Here is a 25,379-nt window from a genome sequence, read left to right on the forward strand (position 1 = left end):
TTGATAGAAAATCACTTTAAAGTAATAGCATGTTTTCAAAAGGCACTTTTGTTGCGTTTTGTATTTTTGTTAATAGTTCGGTGAGAAGTGATTCTATTTCAAATCCCTCCAAATTACATGGCATATTATCAATAAGGTTATATTTGACTCTAACCTCTAAACGATCCTCAATTTCTTCTAACGGTACCGCACTAAATAAACTTTGTTCATATATAAATCCATCCCGAAGATTTTTTTGTATTTCTGTCTTGTCTTTGTAAACAATGGTTACTTGTGCTAATTCAATAAAAGGGTTATCTAAAGTTAATTTCGTATTCCAGTTTAGACTCCAGATTTCACAGCGGCCGTCTGCATGCACAACATTAGCAGCTACAGATGGAGTAATTGTAAATAAACGATCTACTGGAACATTTGTAAAAGTAGTTGTTTTTCCTTCTACTACTTTCAGTCCTCTTTCCTCACGTTCATGCTCAAGTGCAATTTCCGCACCAAACAATGCAATTTCACAAAACACTTGCTCCATTATGGGTTTAATGCCTTCATACGTTCGAACAGCAAATACACTAAATTCTTGTGTTTCATCCGTTCGAACTAATTCATAAATGCTAAATTCCGCTGCATTTACAATTGCAAAAGGAATATCTTGTACAAAATTAGGATTTGTAAATAGCGAATCCGGAATCACTGTCTCTGGATGTTTGAAAAACTCTAAACCAAGCTGATATCCTTTTAGAAATGCATTCTTAGCAGCAGCTGGGAATAATGTTTCGAATCTTTTGAGACTGCTTTTAAATTGCTTCTCTTCGACCTCGTTATTAAATTCTCTATCTTGTAAAATGTTTACACGATCAGCAAGCATTAAAAAATAGTAGTTAATAAGAGAATTAATTCTCTCCTCAAAAACTTGATTATCTTTACAATATTTATCAAATCTTCTTTTACTTTCACTAATAATTTCATTCATTCTTTAATACTCTCCTTATCATTTTCTAGTTATTAAATAAAAAAAGACACACCAATGGCAGGTATATGCCCTCGGTGTGTCCGTTTAGCAAGAATTAAATATCTCTCGATTCGTATATTAATTTTAAACAATAAAACTTATGTATAAGATTATCTCTATAATATCTAAATGTCAATACTACTTCGCAACTATTAATTAAACTCACAAAAATAATGCTTCTAATTGATTAACCTTTTTCTTTTTTTGCATATGTCATTTAATCACCTAATTCAGGTAATACTATTAGTATATCTAAGTACAGGGTTTTCATACCAAAATTTCGATTTATATTTACAACTAAATTTCAAAAGTAAAAAACCATTCATTTAATATATTCCATACTTAGAGAACTTTAGATACAAAACAATCTTTATAGTACTCATAGCATAACTAACAGCAAACAACTAAAACATATTAATGTTATGTAAACAGTAAGGTAGTACAAACACGTTCAGTTGATATTAACATATCAACTGACATTGACATGAAATTACATATTGAGAGATGAATATAAGTTAAACTAACCCATCCAGGTCATACCTAAGCCAACTTATTAATTACATATTTCGCAAACAAAGATTATAAAATAACTTTTGAGTTCCTAATTTAATTATTAGACAAAAAAGCATGCAAATGATGAATATACATCCATACCATGTTTTCCTCGTAAGAATTAAAATGACTTTTAGTTTGCGCATACTTAAATTTGAATGATGTACAAAATCATTTCTATTATAGCTAAGTTTCAAAACCATTTCTTCCACTCAAATACTATAAAAAAGAACTCATACTTATAGTATGCCCAACTAAATTAGTCTTATACCTGAACATTACAACTGCTATTTATAACTAAATTTCAAATATACTACACCATTCTTTTTATAAACCTCCTTGGTCAAGAAGGTTTATAAAAAAATCTATCTCCATTTAATTTTCAACACAATTTGAAGTACACAACCCAGACATGTTAATGTCATATAAAGAATTAACTAACACTAATACCTATGATTGAGATTGACATATTAATTGAGATTGATATGAAATGAAACAAAAATGTGTAGATGTTAATTTCATATCAATATTTAAGATGTTATATCACTCTGTTGATACTCAGATATAAATCAACGCAAAACTATTTGGTGGATCTACATTTAAGTTAATGGAATGTAACAACTAGCAAACCAGCGCATGCTATATTTTATTACCAATTACTTTTATTAACTTTTTAAGAGGTTTAAGTCATAAACACCCATTAGAATAACTAGTATCTCTAAGTCTAAATGGTATTTTCTATCTCTGATCAACATGACATTAACAATTAGGATGATCCGTCCTTAGTTTGAATAGATTTTGTTAATGTTATATTAACCTCATAGCGATTTCTTATTTCATGTCAATGTTATCTTTATGGATATTCGAAGTATACTTATCTAATTTGGGTTAACATGTTAATCTCATCATCTTATTTATGATTTTATTAATATATGCAAGCATGTACTAGAGATCGGATATCTACAAAAACACATCATCAGGATTATTCTAAATCAAACTTTAGTATCTTAAAAACTTCCTCAAAATTCTCCATAAAATTCTTCGTTTACGATTCACATTTCATGTTAAAAGGTAATCTTTTTAGATCAACATGTAAACATAGGGTTGATATGTCTATTATAGTTAACAAAACATTAACAATATGTGCTTGTGTGTTGTTAGAAGGTTGTTTTAATGTCGATTTCATGTCAATGTCGCATTTTATATCAATGTTAATTCACGGGCTCAGTTTGTTCTTAAATACTGATAAAGATCGTTTTGTTGATACTGACTACATAAATTTCTATCATGACATGCAATATACAGCTTAAATTGTACATTCTATACTAAATTAATATACATAAGTAGATCCGTAGCAAGTAAATAGGGGGTAGGAACGAACCTCTTTGAAGTATTATGATTGTACTCCTATATCCTTAAATACCGTTTTGTTTATTGAACAATACTAAATCTACATTAATATCATTTACTTTTTACTAGTTTTTATACGTGATAATTACATTTTGGACGTTACTATGTGTATTTTCCGTTATATACCTGGATTATATCCTTATAACTTATTTACAAAATAGCTTTATTTCCTTATCATTAATATTAAGTAGCCTAATTTGTTAATCTCATAGCAACTATCAGTAGTGCTACTAACATAATATATATTCCTATTAACAAAACATTACCACTGATATATTTCAAATTGGTAATAAAGTTACTAATTCAACCGAATTTTATACTAAACGTTAATGTTTTGTTAACAAGTATATGTTTACATGTTAATTTCATATTTCATGTAATTTACTGGTTTGGTAGGGATTTTTACAAATATTATCGAAATACTAGCTAACATGTTAATTTCAGCTCACATGTTAATTATAATTAGTTGTTTATGAGTTGATTTTTGAGGAGGTAGTTACAATGATTGAGCAAAAAAATGAAAAACAAGACCATCAAATTAACGATGATGATATATTAGATGATAATGTTTTCGAAAAAGCATGGCGGATAACAGAATTCTCAAAACTAGTAGGACGTCATCATAATACAGTTTATAATTGGTTCAATATCCTAGAAGAAAAGGGACTTCATGAAACTTTAAGAACTCAAAATACAAATGAAAAACTCTATAATGCTTTAGACCTTGAAATTGCTCTATTTATAAAGCAGAAAAGGGATGAGAAATGGTCTTTAGATGCAATTATTGACCTTTTACCACACCAGTTTGATTTAAGACCAGTGTCACCAGAACATCAAACAAATGAGGTATCCACTGAATTAAACCTTCAAGCTACTGCAGAAATTATTGAAAAAATGGTAACTAAACAGTTAGAAGAAAAAATAAAACATATTGAATCTCATTATGAAGAGAAGGTACAGAGTATATTAAAGCAGTTACCACAACCAGAAGATGTAGAAACGTTAAAATTACGCCAACGCCAAGATAGGCTTGATAATTTTATTATTGAACATAGAGCACGCCAAGAATTAAGAAAACAAGCAGAGAGCTTATGGAATAATAAACCTGAGGAAGAGCGTACTAGAAAAGCAGGCTGGTTTAAAAAAGAGGAAGATTTGAGTAAAAAACAACTCTTCATAGAGCAGTACATACAAGATAATATTATTGAGCATATAAAATCTCTTATGAATTCAGTAGAATAATAAAAAAGTCTGGAACTTAGTCCAGACTTTTTTATTATTTTGTAGTACCAAACATTTTATCTGGATCTAAAAAATCTGCTAGATCTTCATCTTCATTTGCTCCAGCATTATTATTTTCTTCATCACTACCCATATCGATAAAATCTCCAAATGCAAAACCTAAATCCTCATCCTCATCTATACTTTCAATCGTACTAATTTGAGACTTTTTATACTGAATTTGGCTTTGTCTTTCTTTAAACTCATTAAATTCTTCAACTAAACCTTTAGATAATCTCGATGGTAATGCATCAGTTTTATAGAATGTATATACACTTCCTAAGAAATCATTCTTACTCACCAAATATCCATTAAAGACTGTGCCATTTATAGGTAAATTATTTGAAACTTCTACCTTAGCGTCATCCATAAAGGAATCATTAATATTCTTTTGCTCATCTAGGATAGCAAGCATACCAAAATGATGTACTTTTGATGCTTCAACTGAACCATCATCGTTCTTCTTCATCAAATCAATTGGGGGATGGAAAGAGCTTCCTCTTAATGATTCTTGAAACATTTCTATAATTGCATGGCTATTTTCTATTTGATTCATATTACGTGAAACCTTATTAATTACTAAACAGCCCGTTTTCTCAAGTAAAATACGTTTAAAGTCTTGAGAATCCAGTATTACAGATGTACCAGATCCATTAGCAGCGGTATTTAACTCATGAATAATTTCACTAATACGTTGATTTGCATAATCTCGTGAATTAGCGACACCTTTTTTCTCATTTTCATTTAATTCCTTAAATTCATCGTAAAAATGCTGGTTATCAGCAAATACTACAAATGCTACACCTTTTGATTTATCATTTGCTAATTTCCAAATTTCCTGTGAAAATTTATTTACTTGTCGTAATACATCGGGCCCATCCGCTCGGACGGGAAGAGTTACAACAATCCCCATTTTAATAAAGTCTTTGCGCTCAATAGCATTTTCAAAGGCTATTCTTGCAAACTTTGCCTGATTCGCCTTAATTTCAGCCATTGGATATAGCTGCGCAACCTTTTGTAATTCTTGTCTGATTACTGGCTTGTTATGAAAAGCCGAAAATTCTTCAATGGCCTTAATGATTGTAGAAGTTCCAGTTCCTCCACCTAAACCTGCAAAAAATAAAACAAGTTCATCCGTAGGTCTTACACGTTCAGTAATAAATTCTTTTAGCTTTTCTTTTGCTTCCTCATTTGAATCAAGGACTTTTACTGCACGCTCAGGGTTCTTACCTAAACCACCTAATTTCAGTGAAACTTGATTACTTTTTGGTACATTTTTTAATTCAGCTAGATCTCCATCATTACTATTTAGTGCTAAGCAATTATATACTGCTGTGCCATCTGTATGTGTATATTCCGCAAATTTATCTACCATTCTAGTACCAGCTTGACCAAAACCGACCATCGTCATTTTAACTGCCACTTCATTCTTTAAGAAGTTTTTTGCCATTATTTTATCTCTCCTTATTTATCTTTTTTCTTTTCCCTAACTCAATCAGTACTTGTTGCCCTCTATAAGTTGAGATCAAAAATTTATATGGGTGCATGGTTTTTTCATAGATTAAAGACATTGATGATAACGTACTCACACTTATTTCCGCTGAACGTCTAGATATATTTGTACGTTCAACCTCTAATGAATAGGATTTTCCCTTTTTTTTCTTTACTCTCCTATCAATAACTACATTTTCCACTATTTCATTAATAGATATGCCCCTCATGTACTTCGTCTCTTGAAATTGTTTATTTACTATGTTTCCTATGTATAGAAATACACTATAGAGTATCTCATCTTGTTCAAGTATATCAGCAAACATGTTTACTACTTCATCTGCAAACTTGATTGTTTGATATTTTTCACTTAAAACTTCGTTCAAGTTGTCCCCCCCTTAAAACACTGGTTAATTATTCCTAGGAACATAGTACATCATTACACGTCGTATATCAAGTCATTATAAATAAAACTTATATAAAGGTCTTATATATAAGACTTATAAAAATAAAATTGGAATTAATTTATATATTATAAGGGTTTAGATGTACGACGTATATATAATGCGTATACATGTTATATCAATCTTAAATTTCATGTGATTTACATTTCAACAAAGATTATTAAAAAATCCAGATTAAAATTTTAAAAAACTGATTAAAAATCACCTATTTTTTTAACATGAAAATCCAAGAAAAACTTATACACCTTATATATAAGTTTTATATATAAGGTGTATAAGTTAATACTTTTATATCAATATTAAAACGAAAAATTACCTATCAAATTAACAAAAATATTTATATAAGACTCTTATATAAAACTTATATATAAACCGTAATTGTACAGCTTATATAATCCGGCTTTGATTTCTCAATTTTCTAACATCTTATATTAGTCGTGTGTATTTATATTACTAAAGAGATTTCAAAACATTCTTATAGCAATTCACACTAAGGTTTTCTTTATTACCTAGCTGTTTTAACAGGTTTTATCACTTATAAGACCGCTCATTGTTAATGTTATGTTAATGCACTGTTCTTCACTTAGTACTTGTTAGTTCACATTATTATATAAGTTATAAGAAAAATTATCCTCTGTTCCTCATTTGAATTCAATTCCTTGTCAATTTCATTCATTCCTTGAAAGCAAGTAGAAGAGATTGTTAATTTCATATGAACAGCATCAATCCCCTCAATATTCAACATATTAAAAAGAGAATACTAAGATAAATCAAATTTGACATTCTAAAAGTAGTAGGCTAACAACCACATCACTACTATGAAAAAGAAACATTTGTTCAAACTAGATTATTAAAAGTGAGATCTCATCTTATTAACATCAAAGTGATACTTACATTACAATATAAACTTTTGTAATGTAGTAGGAATGATGATAGCGATTATAACCTTACATAAAATTAACAATTGGTTAATTTTATCATTTCAGTTAGGATTACTCCTTCTCAACGAAGCAAAAGGGGAAGTAGTTCAAGTGACTAAAACCTATATGTTAAGTACCTGTAGACATATTTCTAACTTATTTTTGATTTGGTAGAAACAATTAATAATATTTGTCTAAGTGAATTTATGATTCTATACAATAAAAAACAACTAAAAGAAAAAGTTGGAATTTTAAATTGAGTCAATATCAGAATTTGGAAAGAGCGCTTCATCACATATAAAAAGTTGAATTTCGAGTTAAAGATAGAGAAAATTACTCTTTATTATCAATAAGTCTTTTTATAATTCTTGAATAATTTTAATCAATTAAAATGGTATTTTTACTATCTAATAAATGTTAGGACGTCATAACATTATTTTACAAATGGAATTTCATTATAACTATTGTTAGGTGTCTAGTAGTAGCTCGTCCTAACAAAACAAAGGATTTAATAGGGCCTTATAAATCAATAATTTATAAGAGATTTATAAGAGTAGTTATCATCTCAACTTCGATGTACAAAACGAGGTATCTCTAAAGATTAAAATCTCTTATTCATTTTTTCTTATTTTACAACTACCACATCAATGTAATAGTATATGAAAAATAATAAGTATTTAAGTTAAGTTCAATTCAATATAAGAGGTGTATGCATTGTCCGAAAAAGTGTATAAATATAGAAGATCAGGTACCAAAAAACATTTTCACTTAAAAGAAGCTGACATATTTGTCTTTACAGTTTTATATTACAAAAGAGCACTTACAACAAGACAAATCACTCAGTTATATAGTGCATTTGAGGGAAGAGAATGTTCAGAAGCTAGCATATTTACAAAGCTTGACCGTTACTCACAATATGGAGCTATGCTAACTAAAAAAATAGATAAAAAGGCTGACAGTATTACGAAACGTGCTTTATTTTCCTTAAAAGAAAAGACAATTGAATTCTTAATGCAAATAGGAAGAATTTCTAAAAAAAGTTCAAAAAGACGTTACTCAAGAGCAACTTCTTTTCACACAATGTGTTCACGTGAGGTCATGATCCGTACTCTTTTAGCGACTACAAATAAGACACAAACGAATGAAATATTATATAAATTAGATATTCGTTCTTTTTACCAGAAAAAAAATGTGAAAATTGAGGACAACCAATTGGCCTTGATTCCTGATGAACATATTTCATATCAAGATAAAAATATCCATATTGAGATGGATATGTGTAAAGAAACCAATTCTACCTTAGTTGAAAAAGTTGAGAAGTACATAGAATATACAAAAAAAACAAATGAAGATGTAACGGTTGTCTTTGTTATGTACGACAAATCAATGTTCCTTGCAGAAAATGCAGAACCGCCATACGTACGTATGAAAAATCTATTATTTTCTATGCGGAAGTATCATGAACTATTAATGAATATACCAAATCTAAATGTACACATTTGCTCATTGAAAGATGCTGGAGATGTTATTTCAGATATCATTCTAGGAACAGATGATAATCAAAACTTGGAACAAGATGTTCTTTTTCCTTTATCCCAACGTACAGTAGGAGATGTCAATTGGCGTTACACATTTGTCGAAAAAATTCAAACGTTTAAAGAATCAATAGATGGTGGCCTTCGACGAACATACAGGAGAGATAAAGATTCTATTCAAGATTTCTTTTTTATTTTTGGAAATGAAAATGATTACCGAATGATTGCAAGATTAGATGATGTCGTGTTTTCAAGAAGGGATGGAGATGAAGGCGTTCCACTTGTAGTTATCTATCCTAAACGTGAAAATCCTAGGGATATTCTACTGATGGATACTTACGATAATGTACTACTTCTATCCATTCAAAATACAAATATAGCAACCGATGAACAGATCATGGTACATACTGCAAATAACGTTAATCCGAAAAGACGTAAATTTGTAGAATTATATTAATCGTTTATTTTTTATATACTTTTATATAATTTTATTGATTTTTATTATTTAAGATGATAGAATAACGTTTGAACTAAACACTCAAAACTACAATCAAATCAGAACATATGAAATTAAGGCAAGCGACACACGCTGTTTTTACAGTGGGTGTCGCTTGCCTTTTTTTGTATGGAGAAAGGTGGAAGTGGAAAATGACAATGAACTTACAATTTGCAACAACTACTGGGGGAGTACTCTCAGCAAGAGAAGCATTTAAAACTCCAGAACTAGTCCTTAAACATATTACAGAAGGGGGAGCTAAATTTTGCGTTTCCCTACAAGATATCAAAATCCCAGGAAAGCCTAATTATTATTGGTACGATGTAATAATTGAAACTGCAACGAATAACAAACTAGAGATAAATATTGCAGTACTTTCTCAAGAAGAATATAACCAATTGTGTGAAGGAGATAGTATTGACTTATATTTAAAACAAACTGAAGATGCAGCGAAGTTCTTTCTAAAAAAATCAAAGGAACAATACAAACCAGAACTTCATAATCGTTTTACATTACACCATAAAGCTCAACTATGTCTTTAAAAAGTAGGTGAACCTTTATGGAGACATCTAAGCAAAGATTACCATTATACACTACAATCACCTTAATTAGCGGATTTATCCTTTCATTTGGATTTGGTGTAGCAAACTACATACAGTTACTCTACTATGCATTTGAACCACCGTCTTATCCTATAGAAATTACATATGTACCACTATTTTTAATGTTTTTCTCTTTGCTACTAGGAGAATTTAGTTTTAGGTTCTACAGCCGTATCCCAGCTTTACAATTTCAAAATGGCAAGTTATTAATTTTAATTGCTTCTCATATTGCAGTAGATATTCAGTTTTTATGGTTTGCAACTGCTCCTATCCATGCGAAAGTTATTCCTTATCTTATGAATAAAGCAAAACATGTTAATTTTGGTGAATATCAAGCAATAGGGGATGTATTAACAGGAAATTTCCATACACTCACCATGATATTTGTATTCTTACCGACCGTATTTATGATTTTGTTTACTCTTTGGTATAGTGGCCATATTATCCGTTACAGAGAAGAAATCTTAAAGTGGGTACAAAAATACGAATATAAAAATCATAAGTTGCAAAAGTGGTTTAATAGCCAAGAGGAACAAATATATCCTGATGTTGAGATAGGTCCTCATATTAAGCACAAAGAAATGATTCGAATCAAGGGGAAAGATAGAACCCTAAATGGAATTATTATTGGTCCTATTGGTTCTGGTAAGACATCTAGTTTAATTATTCCAATGATTAATCAAGATTTACACTGGATGGTACGTTTTATAAATAAGTTTGAAAATACGTATAAAAAGAATAATTACGATACAGAAGAAGTAAAAGGAACATTTTTAAATGGGATAACTGTTATTGAACCGAGTAATGATTTATGTCAAAAGGTATTTAAGTTAGTACAAGCACACAAGATTCCTGAAAGTTCGATTTATTATATTGATCCCACAAACCCTGATACCAAAAACATTAATATTTTACGTGGACCAGTTGATAAAGTAGCCGAGGTTTTTGCAATGGTTATCCAGGGTTTGTCGGAATCTAATAATGCATTCTTTGAACAAGCACAACGGAACCACCTTAAGCAACATATTTATTTATTAAAACTACATAACCCACAAAAAGATGTGACCTTTGATGACTTAATAGATATGTACGACGATGTAGAACGTGTACACCGTATGCACAAACTATTAAAAGTACAGGTAGAAAAATTATATGATTTTGTTCAAAGTGGTGTTGCTTCACGTGACCAAAAAAACGAATATAAGATTATAAAAGGTATCGATGAATGGTTCGATAATACCATTCGTGAAAAAACGGGTTTCCAAGGGGAACCGGCCATTTATAAATCAGGAAAATATCGTGGAAAACCAATGCATTATGACCGGGAAGAAGAATATGTAAAAGGTTTGCGTAACATCTTAAAAGATTTAGCCTCAAATGTTTTAATACGACGTGTTTTATTTGGAAAATCAGATTTTGATTTTGATGTTCACCTAGAGCAAGGTGGTATTTTACTAGTAAATACAGCCAAAGGAGAACTTGCAGATCTTTCTAATGTACTAGGAAAATTCGTATTACTAAGTATGCAAAATGCTGTATTCCGAAGAGAACCAAATATTTCACCATACCATCATATTATTGTGGATGAATTCCCTGATTATGTTGTGCGCCCGTTCAAAGAGTTCCCTGCACAATCTCGTAAATATAAAGTCATTCTGACAATTGCAAGTCAAACACTATCTCAATTAGCTTTGGATTTCACAGAGCAGTATATGTTTACTTTACTAGGTTCGTTCCGTAACAAGATGATATTTGGTGATGTAACACCTTATGATGCGAAAATTTTCTCTGACATGTTTGGTGAAACAGAGGAATTTAAAGAATCTGAATCTGAACAAGGGATTTCTCCTATGCAAGAGAATCCCGTTAGTCGCTTAGGTTCGACATATCAAAAATTAAAAGAAGTCGTTATGTCACCAGGAGATATCATGGCACAAGGTGCCTTCATTTGTGCTGCGCGTATTGTACAAGACAATCATGTACAACCTGTACAACAAATTACTAGTAACTTTGTACCCAAAGAGGAATTTGCTCAAGCAATCATTCAAGTAGAGATTAAGTCTGGACAATATTGGGAAAACGAACGTCTTCGACTCATTGAAGAATCTATCACAAAATCAAATCCTATGAAACATGTAGATGCAAATAATATAAAACAGATAGAATCATTTCCACCTAGGCATGGTGATAAAATAGGACAAAATAATTCCATAGAAACAAACAATAAGAACCAACATATTGTAGAGTTGGAGAATTATAAAGAACACAAGTCCGAATATGAAACAAACACCGTAGAAAATGTAACTTTTTCTGATTATTCTACGGCTGTCAGTCAACAGGTACATGTTATTGAAGAAACTGAAAATAAGTTGTATGAAGAAATTAAGGCATTTGTGATCGAATCACAACAAATCTCACCATCTCTTTTGCAAAGAAAATTCAGAATCAGCCATATAAAGGCTGTACAATTTATTGAGAAGTTAGAACACAATCAGGTTGTGAGCACTTACACTGGGAATGGCCCTCGTAAAGTTTTAATTTCAAACAATAATAGTACGTCGATATTATCAAAGGATTCTCAAATCAATACTACTCCTTCATCTAATACAGATTTAGATAATACGACTTCACGAGAAAATAGCATTCCAAACGAAGAAACAGAAGCACAGCAAGAGGAAACAGGCTTCTTTAAAGACATCCTATATGATGATGTAGTGGCCTTTGTTAAGGAATCAGGGAATGCTTCTATACATGCACTACAGAACGCATTTAAAATCGATTATACACGTGCTTCAAGATTACAAGATGCCTTACAACGGAATGGCGAGCTGCCGGGTATAACAAAGGAGACACATATGGAAATTGTAAGTCCTAAAAAAAATATGGAGCTAGCAGAACGGAAGAAAGAGGTATCTAATACTATGTTGGAACCAAAAAGGGATATAGATTACCCAATTCATTTAGGATTTCCTGTTGAGACTGATCCATTGCAAAAAAAGCTTCTAACAGAGGGACTTATAACTACAGTATTAGAGGAAGCAAAAACAGATATGAAAACTAATTTGAAACCAGCTACAAAAACAGTTAATCCCACTAAAGAAAATAAACTTGATGAAGAGGTTGCAAAAGTTTACGAATCTATTAGCATTACTGTTCATCAAAACTTAGAAAAGAATTTGGTAGAGAACACTAGAAATAATGAAGAGCAGCATGAAGATAAACATATGAACTATAAAGAACGCCAAAAAGGCTTAAAGGCCAAACAAAAGAATACGTATAACAATACGAATTCACTACTTAATAAAAACCAGCAACAAAAGAAAAATACATCTAATGTAATGAGTAAGGAATTAGATGATTTTTTTGATTAATACCTATAGAAACCTAAAATAACTTTTTATTCAAGATTATATTTTTAGGGAAAAGCTAGCTTAAATTAGGAGGAAAGGTTAGATATAGTATTTTAACTTTTCCCTTTTCAAAAAATAATACTTGCACACATTACATAAAAACGTTATATTTTAATTAATAATTATACAAATAAAAAATGACTTACGTGAAGGACACACCTTACGTACCATTCCAACGGTACAGGTGTGTCCTTTTTTACGTTCTAGGAGGAAAATATAATGGTTGAAGATAAAGTAAATACTCATATTACAAAAGAACTAGGGATGGCATTTGAACCGGATAGCACGCTAGAGGAAATCTTTATAGAATCAACTTTCAATCAATTTGAAAGAATACGTGAACATGAATTAGAAGAATTAGCTCGTATGAAACGTGAACGTACTGTAGGGAAAGGCTTAATTACCGTAGTATCTGAAAAATTATTCCCAACTAAAAACGGGACATCTGAGCGAATACAAGTGCTCACAATGCAAATTGGTACTCATACGACAGCATATTGTCCAATTACAGAGGCAGGTATAACTATTCCTAAAAATCCTCAATGGCTGATAGGTAGAACAAAACCTGTTATTATTGAGCATTTCCAAAAAACTGAGGAAGGGAACTTTGCTGTTGTATCTATCACTGCAGGAGAACTTGCACTGCAAAGAAAATTATATGAAGAAATAGTAGAGCAAGAGGGGAATAAAGTATACACAGGAACAGTTTCTGGACATATTCCATCTGCACAAACTATTCTGGTTGAAGTTCATGGTGTAACAGTAGGAGTAAGATACTCGCAATGGTCTCATTCATTCGTCCGCTCGACGGATATTATTATTGGTGATGTTGTAGAGCTTATCATTGATAAAGTAGTGGAAAAGAATGGGCGATATGAGTTTAGAGGAAATAAAAAGAAACTAGAAACAGATCCAATGGAAAAACTATTAGAATTAAACAAACGACGTGACCGATTTGTAGGTAAAATTGTAGGGATAGATGCTATTGCTGGAATTTTCGTAGAGGTTGCACCAGGTATTCAGTTTAAAGGACTAAAAGGTCGTAATCTGGCAAATCCAACCATGGATGACGCAATAAACCAAACAATTGTTACATGTGAGCTGCTTAATATTGATGCTAAAAATAGAAGAGGAACAGTACGTATCCTAAATTATCCGCAAGGCCAAAGTAAAAAATCTAATTCGTCAATTTACCAATTTTAATGGATGATTATGCATACAATAGAGAAACAAATGTCTACTTATATCCCTTCTATTCCTCATTTATCAAGTGAGGATGCACAAGGACTTCAAATATATCGAATACATGATTTGGATAAAACCTATGTATTCCACTCTTATGACGAATTAGTTAAGTTTAAGCAACTTTTAACAGAGGAACAATATGCTATACTCAATTTTATTGGTGTTCATACATCCGTTCGGTTTAATCATTTATTATATCTATTTAAGAATAAATTTTCGCGGAAGAAAATTAATAATGCACTTCAAGGATTACTTTACTATCAATTTATCGAAAAATGGCAAGTAGAAATTTTTGATATGGAAATCTTTGAAGAAACATATACCTTATCCAACAATGGATTTAAACTACTAAAATACTGGCAAGGAAATATGTTCTTCTTTGCCCCAGAGCGTCTTGACAATCATGGTAAATATATTCACCTGCGTTATTGGCATGATATAGACCTACTTTGCCATTTACGCTATGCTCCTTCATTTCTAGGGCATATTATGCATCCATCTATTAGTAAAGGGGTTTTTACCCCTTCTTTAAGTTTTATAGTAAATGGAGGAAAAGAACGTAAATTTAATTTTGTTGTATACTCCACCTTATTATCTGATCAAAAAGATCGATTAAAACGAATAATTGCTAGATGGAAGACTTTTGTAGAGTCAGGAAAAGATGTTATTATGCAGGACTTAGGGAATAACCCTACAATCTTAGTTATTTATGTTTCTACTAAAAAACAAGCAAAGCAAATTAATAATGAACTATTACTTGATTTAATTCCTGGTAAAGTATTGTTATGCATAGGGGAATCTTTACATTTTCAAGGATTACAACACGCTTTTTATCAACCCCTTGCAGAAGGGGAGATCAAACAATTAGATACAAAGCTATTTATAGAAAACTAAGCCACCATACAAGCTTTCGCTTTAAAGGTGGCTTGTTTATTTTATAATTAGCTTGGAGGATTCAAAAAAACTTAACAAAATTAATAATCCTATATCTACCTCTATACAAAGCACGGATTTTGCGAAATAATATTCTTTGACACCTGTTAATAAAATAACATTATATACAAATATAGTTATTTCATTGGAGGAATATAAAAGAAAGGAGTACTATATTGCTACGTATACAAAGAGGGTACATGTACGATCCTGATGATAATGAGGTAATAGTAAATGAAATTTTCTATGATGGTACATCAGAAAAAAAGTTAGGCAGTAAAATGGGTGTATTTGATGCAGTTAAAGTACCTGTTGCTATTTTTCAAAAGGTCCAGGAAAACGAAAGTATGACCTATATGGAAAGTGTTGAAGTAGAAGAAAAAAATATTAAGGAAATACTTTGTTATTTAGTTCAAAATCAAAAGCCAGAAAAGCTATATTTTGAAATACAGTACATGAAGTAACTCCAGGGACTGAATATAAGAGGGGATTTATAGCAGGGGATTCAGTGGCATTATTATACAATACATGTGGGATCTGCATATAAACTTCCTTCTTATCCCTGTTCTATTGAAAACAATTGAATATAATATAAAAATGGTTTAATATAAATCTATATTTATTGTTTAATTGATTCCGTCTATTCCCACACCCTATGTGTTGTGGTTGAGTTTTAGAAACAAGTTGTATTCTTGTTTCAATTATGAAAGGGCTTCTTTGAGCCGATTAGTGTATATATAGCTTATTTTGCTATGCACATTTTAATCGACTTGAAGAAGTCCTTTTTGTGTTGTCTTCGAGTTAGGAATCACTTATACATAAACCTTCAGGACTAAAAGTATGCTAAATGAGAAAACACATATTTTGTGCTTTTTGTTTAATTTAGAGGAGAGATTATATGAATTTTTACAGAGTATAGCATAAAAAAATATGGATTAAACGCACATATTTCGTGCCTTTTATTTAAAAAAGAGGATATTTATGATGAAATATGAACATGCAATTACTTTAGATAAGTCAACATTATCAATAGGGGAAATGATTTAAAACTTTCAAAAGAAAAAAATTAATTACCACGTTAAAAGTTATGAACTTACTATCTTTGAACTACTCACCACTTAACGTCCTAACGGACTATTTGAAGTGGGAGATTCCTGCGAACACCGATGCATCCACGAGTTATCTTAGCAGGCTCTACCCGCAGTCCCTACGGTGAGAACATAAGTATCTTGTACGCTGACCCACCACACTACCTACTTTAGCTTGGTTTTCGCAATTTTGAGAAGCGTGGGGCGATAGAACGTTGAAGATTTTACGGTTGCAACGTTTTTCTGCAACCAACCTCATATCTTCAGTTTTCGAAGAGCAATCTGTACAAGTAAATGATAGCAAATATGTTGGCTTATGCCAACCGACATTCATCTCCCACCTAAAATTGATGTTTCACACCTTCACATTTTTGAGGAAGGAGTCTTCTGTCGGAAAACGATAAAATCAAACCTTTATCGCTCCTTTATACTGTTGGAAATTCCAACAGTTTACGATGAAGTAAGATAATAAGTATTAATTCATAATGGCATTCGAAAGAGAAGAATAAGGGAATTTAAATATGTAAAGTACTTGTTGCAATGCTAAAAGCACAAGAAATTAGAATATGAAACTTGAGAGGAGTTATATAATATGATTACAGTTAATCGAGGATACATATATGATCCAGATGATAATGAAGTCTTAATTACCGAAATTTATTATGAAGCTGCTACAGATACTAAACTAGGAAGTAAAATGAATAACTTATCTTACTCAGACATTCCTAATGAGATTAAAGAAAAAATAGAAGCAACTGCTTCATTATCCTATGTGGAAAGCATTGAGATGTCTCAGCCATTAGCTGTCGTATATCAAAATGAAATTAACATGTATGGAAAACCAGAAAAATTATACTTTGAGTATACAAACATTTAAAAAGAAAAAAGACATTGAACAGTTTGTTTCAATGTCTTTTTTCTTTTTAAACTATAGAGGAACAAATGTTTAAGGTTTTGTTTGGCATTCTATAGTATTTTAGGTGTGTTATACTTATATTTATAAATTATAATATTTCGTATAATTCTAGGTTTGTTTGCTACTATTCGATATATATAACTGGAGGAAGAATTATGGTTTTTTTTTAAAAGATAGTATGTGGTGTTTGTGATAAAAAGGTTGGTTTAAATCGTTATAAAATACTAAAATCTGATGCATGGCTATGCCCAGATTGCTTTCATAAAGCAGGTGGCTTGGGTGTTGTAAGTGTAAGTACGGACACTATCGAAGAATTGAAAGCTACAATCGATGCAAAGATAGCAAAACTTGCTGAGGATCCATTGTCATGCGCTGAAGGAATGTATCAATTCTGTATAGATAATAAATTCGGTTCTGGCTTTAATGAAAAGTGGGGTGTAAAACACTTCAAGGACTAGAAGATAACTTGATGAATGGCGAAAAAATTCATATGACTTATATCGGAATGCATGATTATCAATCTACAACAAAGCATGATGGTAATTATGCCTACGCCATAACTAATAAACGCATTATGTTCGGACAAAAAACAATGGCTGGTGAAAAATTCAAAGCAGTAGATCATGAAAAGATAAATGATATATCTTTTGAAACAGGGATGTTGTTCGGCTTTCTAACAATTGATACTCCGCAAGAAAAGATCAAAGTTGCGTTAGATAAAGATTCAGCAAAATCCATTAATAATCATATTCATCAAGTTCTAGATACTTTAAAAAATAAACCTAATGAAACTCAACCACAAGCAGTATCTGCTCCAATATCAACAGCAGACGAATTAAAGAAATTCAAAGAGCTGTGCGATATGGGTGTTATTACAGAAGATGAGTTTAACGCCAAAAAGAAGCAGTTGCTTGGTATATAAATACAAGATAAACAAGACAAGTATATAAGAGAGAAAAAGACATTGGACGTATTTGTCCAATGTCTTTTTTATTACACTGCAGAGGAGCATGTATAATGAATATTGTAAATGAAATAGAAATTGTACCCTATACAAATTATTGGCTAACCTATAGTTTCTTTTTAGGTGACAGTTTATTAAATTATTAGCGATAAAGGCCAATGATTTAAAATCGAGACATACTTTTTCTTATAATCTGACTAATAATTTTTGTTACCTAGGGCAAGGATATCAAGGTGTTGAGGAGGTACTAAGAAATGTACGAATTTGCCCAAAGTCATCATAAATATTGCGTGGAATAGGCCACATGTGCGTGACAGGATAGTTCTTTGAGCTACAATCAGGTGATACAATATCCCGCCATTTAGTAAGGAACTCCTCCATCTTTAGTTAAATAAAGAATCAAAAAACCAGATTCCACACTGCGTCCCCTAAGACGGTCCTGTTGTTATTTAGGATGTATGAAAAACTAACTTGATTACTCTTATCAGAATTGAGCATAACTGTACACGTAACGTTAGATATAGACATACAAACATCACTTTTATCTCCAGTATTACTGTTGAATACAATCCAACCTGGGTCAAAGTATGTTTTAGTTAAGCGTTTATTATCCGCCTCAGCAACTTTTAAGGCTGTTTCTTTTGGTTCGAATCCCATAAAATATCCCCTCTTACTCAATTATATATTCATTGTACGAATGTATTTTTGTCCTAGTAAATTGGATTTAACTATTTTTAAATATTAGGCAGTATTACTACTTTACTTAAATCTAAAATACATACATTGTCATGAACGAATTATTATTTTGAAGGAGATGAGATATTAATGCATATAGTTCCATGTTGTCATCTACAGCTATATACATCATTTACACCAAATCCTATGCAGTATATTCCATATGGGTCATGGGATACTTTTGTACAGCTCAACCCACAACCACTACCTCCTAGTACCTTTGTAGAACTCAATCCACAGCCACTACCTCCAAGGTATTATTATTAAAAATAAAAGCTTTCTAAAAAACTTAAATTACAGAGTACATCTAAAGACCACTGGAAAGGTGGTCTTTAGATGTATTTACAAGCAGAACATTGCTTCATATACAACTACAGAGGAACAAACCACTCTATTACACGTAACCCGACATTTAACTTTCACTTACCTTTGCACCATTACCTCAATTTCATTTTTTGTCCCTGGTTTTCTTTTTCTTGCTAAGGGGTATTTTTTAAACTTTTCAAATTGTAAGAGTGAATAAATGTAAGAGATGCTCTTAATTATAAAAAAATATTTTAATTGTTTCCCGTTAATTATCTAAAAATGTCGAAAATTTTATTTTGATTTACATATATAAAATAGCGATAATAATTAAGTATTCCCAAAAACAATAAAACACTTTATAAGGATAATCTATATGTTCCTACTTTTAGGGAACTAGATTAGCAATCACGCAGCATATAATACTATACGCTATGTGATTTGATGTGAGATGAATTTTTTAGTAGCCGTCTAGTAATCTTATATAAGTTATGTTTTGTTTTTAAATTACAAATACAAGGGGAGAAAAGTCAGAATGCAAAAGAAAGTCGCATTAACATTAGCATTAGCAAGTTGCATTTCTTTAGGACAAGCTATACCAACTTCAAAAGTTTTCGCTGAAGAAAATCAATCTGTAATTCAAAATGACAAAGAAGTTCAAAAAGAATTACAAAAGAGTTGGGACGGTAATACAACGAATCCAGATAAAGAAAAAGAAATTAAATTACAACCTGGAGAAACTGCTCCAATTCCACATTGGGTAAAAGAAGTAGAAAAACAAGATAAATCATTTAAAAAATTTGGCTTAGCTGCAACAGCAACTGAGACATCTTTTGTAAATCAACTTGCTTATATGTCTAAAAGAGCATATGATACGCCTTCAAAAGATAGTTTTATCGAAGGTGGATGGCAAGTATATGACACTTATTCAGCATCCAATTCATTAGACGTAGTTGTATATAGAAAAAAATATATTGAAGACTATGATAGAGGATTTTATGGGTATACCTTTGCATTCAGAGGCTCTCAAGAAACGTTGGACTTTGTAATTGATGTTGCACAAGTAGCTGGGAATGTTGGAGGATTACAAGCTCAATCAGCTGTAGATTATGTAAAAAAGATAATTGATAAAGATCGGTCAAAAATGCATCATGTTTATTTTACAGGACATTCACTAGGTGGATATTTAGCACAATGGGTACAAAGTGAAATGATTGACGGAACGATAATTAGTGGTCCATCTTATACTATGACATTCAATGCTCCGGGTATTTCTACAGGTATCAATTTCCTTGATCCGTCCTATACAGCCAAAGCTTATAAAAAAATTGCTAAAGATAAAGTAAGCGCATATGATGGTTTTATCGATAATTATCGTATTGAAAATGATAAAGTCAGTCTTTGGGGAGATACTTTAGGAAAACTTTATACTTATTCTGCTAAAGGTTCTGGCAATCCATTATACTATCATGGTATAAACCGTTTTCTAGAACTTGGTTTGTAATAATAATTGAAGAAAGGCACTCGTGAGAGGGCTTTTTCTTTATATTTAAACTATATATTTTCAAATAACTATAAATAAAAAAATTCAAGTATAATCATAAATTCTATACTCTAAGGTGATACAGAATTTCATGCAAACTAAGAGGACAATTTAAAATGCCAAAAGCTTTAATCTAATTTAGACAGGAGTAATATTATGGAAATGATTAGATTCTATGGGTTCTTACTTCTTATAATAGCTATTACAATATTCCTATTCAAAATGGCGACATCACCGAAGATTAAAAGTAAGAATCTGTCATTTATTATGATTAGTTTGGGATTAAATGTGTTTATAAGTCCATTATCTCTTTTTATAGGTTTAATGGCGACAGATTCTCCAACGAACGATATATTTGATTTCTGGAAAGGATTTTGGCTTATCCAGATAATCCCGTTCCTGATGTTACTTGCAGGAATTATTAAGTGGATTATCTACAAAAGAACAAAATGAATAGATAGAGTGCTAGGAGCATCTCTGTTTTCAAATAAATTAAAGGTTACTCTTCAATTTATTACGCTAAACAATTATATTTTAACCCCGTCCTAAATTTAGAACGGGGTTATGCTTGTTTTAGCTTTTAAAATTTCCGTAGTCTTTTTACAGTTGGATAGATTAAAACACCTTTGGTTATATTGTTTTAAACGTGCTGCAAATATCGGAAATATATTTTTAGGGATATCTTGGTTTTGAACCCCATTCTACTTACCAATTCATCTTCATTTAATTCTTGCTTAATAACACTGTGAATAAATCTGTACCTCATTTGCTGTGCAGAAACACGTCTATTGAACTCTGCCCGTTTCACCTCAAGCCGTATCATCTTTTGTATAACAACCTCAGACAAAGCCTTAGGCGCATCATTTTCGTAAACCCATCGATAAGTACCTCCATTAAAATCAAATGCCACAAATAGGGGATTATTTGTGTGTTGTCGAGGTCTTACGGGTTCAGGCCTAGTCGAATAATATTTGTAAAACTGCTGTGTATCTTCAGCTGTTAAGAAGACAGATCTAATAGCTCCATTTTCACCTGGAACAATTACAGTGTTCCTAGCAAGCTGTATATGGCTCATATTAGGCGATACAAGCTCTTGTAAGGACAACCTATAGTTTACTACTAAATCTATTATAAAAGCGTTTCTATCCATAATAAGAGGGCGATATTTAACTTGTCTTTCTGTTAATCCTTTTGTTGAAAGTATAGTTTGTTTTAATAGTTTTTTTCTGCTTCGATCATAAAATCCTTATCACTTAGTGATTGATCAGGAATTAAGGAGAGGTGAAAATCATATACTGAAGTATAGACATGTTCAATTTATTTAAGAACTGCCATATTCTGTGCCTTGTTTTCTAGCTCATAGAAATACTCCTAATAATTTTCTTTAGGTAGTTCACTTTATGATTTGATATGTAGGAGATTCTCATTTGCTCTTAGTCACTTATAAAAACCTGTAATATCGTAATTATAACGTTCAATCATAGATTGTTTACCTCCATTTTCTGCTAAATAAGCAGAAAATGCTTCTAATGCTATTTCTAAACTAATACCCTTGTTCATTATAATCATCTAAATTCTTATCATATATTATAACAAAAAATAAGTGAAAGACCTGCTACCGCCCTTTGCTACGCTCGGTTGCTGGCATATCAAAAAGGAAAACGGACAAACAACCCTTTTCCTTTTTGATATGTTGTTTTTTATTTTCAATGACAAAAAGACAAATCTCGTCCTAATAAGGATTCGTAGATTTGTCCTTTTACATGGGAGTAATGATATGTTTAATTACCATTATTATAACGGGTTTTACAAATATTTTCAATTAGGTCTGACATCTTATTAACAATCATATTAGTAATAATAAAATCTATTATAAATATATATCTTATATATTAAAAAGAAATAAAGATAAAACTTTTATAGGCTATCAAAAATGAGGGAAAGACTTACTCTCACAAGGGGAAATTGGATATTAGAACGTAAAAAATCATAAATAGTAGAAAATGTATCCCTAGATTTAATAATTATTAGACTTTCAATTCTACAAAAAAGCAGAAAGAAAATTATATGTTTCTACATGAAATCGGAAAAAAATTGATACAAATCATATTATATTTATTCAACCTTTAAAATAGAGCATGTTTTCTTTATTTTGGTAAATAGAGCAGTATCTAGGTTCAGATTATCCACATTTTGTTCAGAGAATGTAGCTATTTCCTAACATTACTCAGTATTTACACATAACTCACATTATTATTGATGATTTTTATTAGATGAATTCAATAACACTAGTACTCCCAACAATATTAGTAAAATAGTATTCACATTTGATCATATTTGTCCTCATATCCACTATTTTTATTAATATCCTTCTGATTTTTTATAGATATAAAATTGGATATTTTACTACACGTAAAGAATACTTAATGTGTAGTGTGGAGATTCTACTATAGGTAGAATAGGATTTATATAGAAATGCATAAAAAAAGACTCCATTTTACATGAAGTCCTTCTAGTTTTGTATTTATAAATAGATTAGTAAAAAAAGGGCGGAATAAACCAAAAACGAATAGCCCTCCACTTTCGATTTTTTCAAAAATAGAGAGCTTGTTGCTATTATTTTATTTCCATTGCGGTTAGCACCTGATCTGGAGCTGTTATTGTTACACCGGCACGTACTAAACATTCGAAGGTACGCATAAATTCTAGTAAATTAAACTGCTTTGGTAGCTCAATCACACGAAGTTTTTCTTGTGGCAGCTTATCAATTGCCTCGATAAACCATTCACGTACATCACTTGGAATCGTGCGTTCTTTATGGCCACGAACTTTTAGTTTTTCACGCATTTCAATTTCTAAAGCGATATATGCATGAAGATTAACGCCCTGATCATATGCATATTTTCTAAATAATGTTTCTTCCTGGTACTTTAAATAATTAAGGTGATAAGATTCTTCCGTCACTGGTACCGCAAACTTCTGCTTCAGTAGTGCATGTACATTTCTAAACATCTTCTTAATGTTATGAAGAGAGTACATAGAATAATGTAGACCAAAATTAAAGACAGCTTGCTCACGGTCACTATTTCTCTCTTTTGGTATGTGCTGCGCAATAAGAGGGTAGATACCTTCTTTCGCAGCTGTATCGAGAATTTGATATTGAGATGTTTGATGCAATAGTTTCTTCAATGTATATACAATTTTCGTTGGATATCCTTCTTTTCGATCAACCATGTCACGTAGTCCGCGAATTACACTGCGAATTTGACGATGACAAGTATGCTTTAAGACCTGAATGAACTTATTCATGTCTGCAGACAGTTCACCGATATTCATTTCTTGTAGAAGTGATTCAATGAATTTCGCTTTACGAGCATAGGTAGCTCTTGGTGTAAACGGATCCCTGTGTTGTTCTTCTCCAGATTCTTTCGTACATAAGAAGTCTGAATGGATAGATAGATATAGTGTTGTATATCGCTTGGTATGCTTTACACCTTTTTGCATTTTGCAAATTTTGAATAGGGGACTACCCGTACATGGTAATGTAATTGTTAATTCATCGATAACCGCACGAATTTGATGCGGATATTTTTTATGTAAGAAACGATACATCCCGCCGAAGTGGGTTTTATTGCCTCTTTCGTCATGCTTATCTAATGAACGCTTTAACGTTGTTTCTGTATGTTGTTGCATTGCGATATCTAAGAATAGCTTCTTAGCCGCTACAGATAGCTTAAAGAAAGCCTTTGTAAATACAACAGGACTAATATATACGTATGGATTTGCTTTTTCTGTTTCCTCATTCAGAAAATGAGTGAGTTTAATTGTGTTACGACCATCAATTCCATTTTCAATGGAGATAATGTTATGTAAGCTTAACTTTTTCAAAGCAATATAGAATTGAGAGTGTTGGATATAAGCAAATTCTTCTTTATATAGCTTGTAATCTTCCCACATCATATGTATGGTTACATTTGGAATGACACCATTAGTAAAGCATTTCTTATGTAGATATAAAAATACTTCGAGATCAGCATTCGTAATGCCGTATAATTTGTGCTTTCTTCCAGTTTTTTCTGCAAGTGCAGACATTGCGCGACGTGAAAAAGATGGTTTGGCTTTTTCGACAAATCCGTCAACATCAGCAATGCGATCTTCATATGTCATGTGCTGCAGAATATCTTCTAAATAAGTATCTTTATAACTGTAGTACTTCTCTTCAAATGCTTCCACAAGCTTTTGCCAAGATTTGATTGTTACTAAAACTGCGTTTGTTGTTTTCCCATTTAAGCTACGTTGATTACGTATCACAAATGATTTCCCCATCTTTTTCACCTCCGTTCTACAAATTCAGAAATATATGCCAAAATACTATAAAATATACCAATTATGATTATAGCAAATCGAAAAAAGTAAAAATGCCCCCTTTAAGAAGAAATATGAAAAGATGAAAGGTGCCTTGAAGCTTAGAGCCCCAAGGCATTCCAT

15 protein-coding genes and 2 pseudogenes are annotated in these 25,379 nt (G+C 31.3%); 11 read left to right on the forward strand and 6 right to left on the reverse strand.

Annotated features, from left to right (window positions below):
* Positions 1-16 precede the first annotated feature (16 nt).
* A complete protein-coding gene (locus tag RT27_RS14165; RefSeq protein ID WP_043936470.1) occupies positions 17-964 on the reverse strand; it encodes a hypothetical protein in 948 nt (315 codons plus the stop codon).
* A 2,502-nt stretch (positions 965-3,466) separates the two neighbouring features.
* Here RT27_RS14165 and RT27_RS14170 point away from each other — a divergent pair.
* Entirely contained in the window at positions 3,467-4,207 is a 741-nt protein-coding gene (locus RT27_RS14170; RefSeq protein ID WP_000572537.1) for a hypothetical protein, read from the forward strand.
* Positions 4,208-4,241: 34 nt separating this feature from the next.
* Here the strand turns inward: RT27_RS14170 and RT27_RS14175 are convergent, their stop codons facing one another.
* Together RT27_RS14175 and RT27_RS14180 are read right to left on the reverse strand one after the other, a co-directional pair.
* Positions 4,242-5,696, reverse strand: coding sequence for a cell division protein FtsZ (locus tag RT27_RS14175; protein WP_001097036.1), 1,455 nt, complete (start codon positions 5,694-5,696; stop codon positions 4,242-4,244).
* Between the two features lie 4 nt (positions 5,697-5,700).
* Entirely contained in the window at positions 5,701-6,123 is a 423-nt protein-coding gene (locus RT27_RS14180) for a hypothetical protein (RefSeq protein ID WP_001006726.1), read from the reverse strand.
* A gap of 1,712 nt (positions 6,124-7,835) precedes the next feature.
* Here RT27_RS14180 and RT27_RS14185 point away from each other — a divergent pair.
* From RT27_RS14185 to RT27_RS36225, 8 genes and pseudogenes are all read left to right on the forward strand, one after another.
* Entirely contained in the window at positions 7,836-9,113 is a 1,278-nt protein-coding gene (locus RT27_RS14185; RefSeq protein WP_043936471.1) for a replication-relaxation family protein, read from the forward strand.
* 107 nt (positions 9,114-9,220) lie between these two features.
* A complete protein-coding gene (locus RT27_RS14190) occupies positions 9,221-9,694 on the forward strand; it encodes a hypothetical protein (protein ID WP_082044813.1) in 474 nt (157 codons plus the stop codon).
* 17 nt (positions 9,695-9,711) lie between these two features.
* Positions 9,712-13,125: a DNA translocase FtsK gene (locus RT27_RS14195; protein WP_043936472.1), complete on the forward strand. Its 3,414-nt coding sequence runs from the start codon at positions 9,712-9,714 to the stop codon at positions 13,123-13,125.
* A gap of 258 nt (positions 13,126-13,383) precedes the next feature.
* Positions 13,384-14,367 carry a S1 RNA-binding domain protein gene (locus tag RT27_RS14200; RefSeq protein ID WP_043936473.1) on the forward strand — a complete coding sequence of 328 codons (984 nt, stop codon included), beginning with the start codon at positions 13,384-13,386 and terminating at the stop codon, positions 14,365-14,367.
* A 9-nt stretch (positions 14,368-14,376) separates the two neighbouring features.
* Positions 14,377-15,303 (forward strand): hypothetical protein, encoded by a 927-nt coding sequence (locus RT27_RS14205; protein WP_173927875.1) that lies wholly within the window; start codon positions 14,377-14,379, stop codon positions 15,301-15,303.
* A gap of 215 nt (positions 15,304-15,518) precedes the next feature.
* Entirely contained in the window at positions 15,519-15,806 is a 288-nt protein-coding gene (locus tag RT27_RS14210) for a hypothetical protein (protein ID WP_002083359.1), read from the forward strand.
* Between the two features lie 1,216 nt (positions 15,807-17,022).
* A complete protein-coding gene (locus RT27_RS14215; protein ID WP_043936475.1) occupies positions 17,023-17,307 on the forward strand; it encodes a hypothetical protein in 285 nt (94 codons plus the stop codon).
* A gap of 212 nt (positions 17,308-17,519) precedes the next feature.
* Positions 17,520-18,268: pseudogene (locus tag RT27_RS36225) on the forward strand (PH domain-containing protein).
* A 441-nt stretch (positions 18,269-18,709) separates the two neighbouring features.
* On the opposite strand, the gene RT27_RS35760 reads toward RT27_RS36225, so the two are convergent.
* Positions 18,710-18,967 carry a hypothetical protein gene (locus tag RT27_RS35760; RefSeq protein ID WP_000505331.1) on the reverse strand — a complete coding sequence of 86 codons (258 nt, stop codon included), beginning with the start codon at positions 18,965-18,967 and terminating at the stop codon, positions 18,710-18,712.
* Between the two features lie 916 nt (positions 18,968-19,883).
* On the opposite strand from RT27_RS35760, the gene RT27_RS14230 reads away from it, so the two are divergent.
* The gene (locus RT27_RS14230; RefSeq protein WP_043936476.1) at positions 19,884-20,852 is read left to right on the forward strand and encodes a DUF2974 domain-containing protein; all 969 of its coding nucleotides are present in this window, start codon (positions 19,884-19,886) and stop codon (positions 20,850-20,852) included.
* Positions 20,853-21,047: 195 nt separating this feature from the next.
* Entirely contained in the window at positions 21,048-21,344 is a 297-nt protein-coding gene (locus tag RT27_RS14235; protein ID WP_043936477.1) for a hypothetical protein, read from the forward strand.
* A 187-nt stretch (positions 21,345-21,531) separates the two neighbouring features.
* Here RT27_RS14235 and RT27_RS35765 read toward each other — a convergent pair.
* Positions 21,532-22,451: pseudogene (locus RT27_RS35765) on the reverse strand (integrase).
* Positions 22,452-23,507: 1,056 nt separating this feature from the next.
* Positions 23,508-25,217: a hypothetical protein gene (locus RT27_RS14250; RefSeq protein WP_043936479.1), complete on the reverse strand. Its 1,710-nt coding sequence runs from the start codon at positions 25,215-25,217 to the stop codon at positions 23,508-23,510.
* Positions 25,218-25,379 lie beyond the last annotated feature (162 nt).

Source organism: Bacillus sp. L_1B0_5 (assembly GCF_000836715.1).
Classification (GTDB): Bacteria; Bacillota; Bacilli; order Bacillales; family Bacillaceae_G; genus Bacillus_A; species Bacillus_A thuringiensis_S.